We start from the raw sequence: 2483 nt of genomic DNA on the forward strand, positions 1-2483 counted from the left end.
TTCATCAGTTCTCCGCCGGGTAATCGACAGCGCGCAGCCGAGCTTCAGCGATCTGCGGACCGGTCCGCTTGAGGGCGCGCTCGAGGATGCCGACGCGCCACTCGCGGACGGCCGCCGTCACCGAGTCCGGGGACTCGGTGACGACGAGCTTGGTCCCCGTCGTCAGGGTGACGACGGTGTCCGGAGTCGACTCGACCGTGAGGACGAGGTCGGGGTTCAGGTCGAACTCGTGTTCAGACCCGCCGAGTCGGTGCAGCCGGATCATCGCTTCAGGTTGACCAGGTTCTGCAGCATTTCGTCTGCGGTCGAGATCACCCGCGAGTTGGCTTCGAAGCCGCGCTGCGCGGAGATCATGTTGGTGAATTCGGTGGCGAGTTCGACGTTCGACATCTCCAGCGTGCCGCTGATCGTCAAACCGAAGCCGCCGCCGGGGGTGCCGTCCTGGGCTTTGCCGGAGGCGGCGCTTTCGATCCAGTTGCTGCCCGAGGTGCGGACCAGGCCCGCTTCGTTGGCGAACTTGGCGATCGAGACGTAGCCGGCGGTTTTCCGTTCGCCGCCGCCTTCCGGCACGTAGCTGACCGAGCCGTCCTGGCCGATCGCCACGTCGGTCGCGCCTTTCGGCACCTGGATGTAGGTGTTCGGGGCACCGGCGCCGGTTTCGGTGCGGCCCATCACGTACTCGCCCTCCTGGGTCGTCAGGAAGCCTTCGTCGTTGAAGGTGAAGTCGCCCGCGCGGGTGTATTCGACCGCGCCCGGCAGCGCCGGCGGCGCCCCCTTGGCGACGATGAACATGCCTTCGCCCTGGATCGCCAGGTCGGTGGTTTCGCCGGTCGACTGCAGCGAGCCGCCGCCCATCAGGTTGTCGATCGAGGCCAGCTGGACGCCGAGCCCGACCTGCGCCGCGTTGCGGCCGGCCTGCCCGTTGCCCGGCGCGGTCGCGCCGATCACGGTCTGGGACAGGGAGTCGGCGAAGCTGACCCGGCTGCCCTTGTAGCCGACGGTGTTGACGTTGGCGATGTTGTTCGCCGTCACGTCCAACAACGTCTGGTGGTTCTTGAGGCCGCTCACGGCGGCGTACATCGCTCGCATCATGGTCTTGGGGTGTCCTTTCGCTCCGCGGCCTCCTCGGTGAGGTCCGGCCATGGGTAGGTGTGGAGGCCGCTCGCGTTCATGCGAGGACGGCGGTGTCGATGTTGGTGAAGACCTGCTCCTTCATCTGCGCCTGGTCGACCGCGGTGATCACGGTCTTGGTCTGCGGCGCGACCACGAAGGCGGTGGAGTCGAGCAGCACGACGGCGGCGCGCGAGCCCTTCGTGGCGGCGAGTTCGATCGCCTTTTCGAGCCGTGCGACCGTTGCCGGGTCGCCGCCGATGCCGCGCCGCTGCACCCGCTCGGCGGCGTGCTTGGAGAACTGCACGCCCTGGGTGCCGGGGGCGCCGTCCGCGCCTTTGCTGCGCTGGAGTTCGTCGTTGAACGTCGGCGCGCCAGGGGCGGCCGGTCGCTGCGCAGGGCGGGGCGCCGGCGTGTAGCCGGTCGATCCCGCGCCGCCGATGCCGCCGACGCCGCTCATGAGACCTTCGTCACCGCGCCGGCGGGGATGCCCGATTGGCCGCCGATGGTCAGGGTGAAGCCGCCTTCGCCGAAGTCGACCGATTCGACTTTCCCTTCGGCGGTGGTTTCGCCTTCTTTGACGTAGGTGACCTGGTGGCCGACCAGCGACAGCGACTGGTTGATCGCCAGCATCTGGTTCTGTTCTTCGTTGGCGACCGCCAGGTTGGTGACCTGCTCGAGGGTCGAGAAGGCGGCCATCTGGCTCATGAATTCCTGGCTGCCGACGGGGCTCATCGGGTCCTGGTTTTTGAGCTGGGCGACCAGCAGCTGCAGGAACTGGTCCTTGTTCAGCCCGTTGGCTTCCGCCTGTTCCTTGACTTTGGCGGCTTCGCCGCCGGCCTTGGTGGCCCCGACTCCGTCGACTGCGCTGCTCATCTCATGCTCCTTTCGTCAGGCGAGGACGTCGACGAGGACGCCGCCCCCAAGGTCGATGGTGCGGGCCTTCTCCGCCGCAGCGGCCGGCTCGGCCGCGGTGTCGCCGCGTCGCGTGCCGGTCGGTGCCGCGGCTTCTCCTTCACGGCCGCCGTTGGCGGCGCCCGCCGAATCGCCGCCGACCGAGATCTGCAGCGAGGTCAGTTCCAGCCCCTGCGCCGCGAGCCGCCGTTGCAGTTCGGCGGCGCTGCTCTGGAGCAGGTGCGCCGCGTGCGGCGTCTCGGCGACGACGGTCGCGGTGAGCCCGGCGCTGCCCTCGCGGAGAAAGACTTCGATGCCGCCGAGCTCGGCGGGCCGCAGCGTCACCCGCGCCCGCGTGAAGCCCGTTTCGCTCGCCATCCGCAGCGTCGCCTCGAGCGCGTTCGCGGGCTTCGGCGCGGCCGGGAGCGGCGAGGAGAAGGCGACGTTCGCCGCGGCCGAGGATGGGGTGGGGGCGGCGA

Annotated in this window: 5 protein-coding genes; all 5 read right to left on the reverse strand. The window is 69.3% G+C overall.

All coding sequences use genetic code 11. The annotated features are described in order from the left end of the window. Nucleotides 1-4: 4 nt before the first annotated feature. The gene (locus tag VJS38_RS19620) at nt 5-265 is read right to left on the reverse strand and encodes a flagellar FlbD family protein (protein ID WP_324089834.1); all 261 of its coding nucleotides are present in this window, start codon (nt 263-265) and stop codon (nt 5-7) included. Further along, on the reverse strand, nt 262-1092 hold the full coding sequence (locus VJS38_RS19625) for a flagellar hook-basal body complex protein (RefSeq protein WP_324089835.1): 831 nt from the start codon (nt 1090-1092) through the stop codon (nt 262-264). Before VJS38_RS19625 ends, VJS38_RS19620 begins: the two co-directional genes overlap by 4 nt. 76 nt (nt 1093-1168) lie before the next feature. Next, a complete protein-coding gene (locus VJS38_RS19630; RefSeq protein WP_324089836.1) occupies nt 1169-1570 on the reverse strand; it encodes a TIGR02530 family flagellar biosynthesis protein in 402 nt (133 codons plus the stop codon). After that, nucleotides 1567-1986, reverse strand: a complete 420-nt coding sequence (locus VJS38_RS19635; RefSeq protein ID WP_324089837.1) for a flagellar hook capping FlgD N-terminal domain-containing protein — start codon at nt 1984-1986, stop codon at nt 1567-1569. The genes VJS38_RS19630 and VJS38_RS19635 overlap by 4 nt, the downstream gene beginning before the upstream one ends. A gap of 15 nt (nt 1987-2001) precedes the next feature. Beyond that, a partial coding sequence (locus VJS38_RS19640; RefSeq protein ID WP_324089838.1) for a flagellar hook-length control protein FliK occupies nt 2002-2483 on the reverse strand: 482 nt, incomplete at its 5' end.

Source organism: Phenylobacterium sp. (genome assembly GCF_035276905.1).
In the GTDB taxonomy this organism is placed as follows: domain Bacteria; phylum Pseudomonadota; class Alphaproteobacteria; order Caulobacterales; family Caulobacteraceae; genus Phenylobacterium.

Excerpts from the sequence above, each read along its gene's own strand:
- VJS38_RS19620 (WP_324089834.1), bottom strand. The coding sequence starts at position 265 with ATGATCCGGCTGCACCGACTCGGCGGGTCTGAACACGAGTTCGACCTG.
- VJS38_RS19625 (WP_324089835.1), bottom strand. The coding sequence starts at position 1,092 with ATGATGCGAGCGATGTACGCCGCCGTGAGCGGCCTCAAGAACCACCAG.
- VJS38_RS19630 (WP_324089836.1), bottom strand. The coding sequence starts at position 1,570 with ATGAGCGGCGTCGGCGGCATCGGCGGCGCGGGATCGACCGGCTACACG.
- VJS38_RS19635 (WP_324089837.1), bottom strand. The coding sequence starts at position 1,986 with ATGAGCAGCGCAGTCGACGGAGTCGGGGCCACCAAGGCCGGCGGCGAA.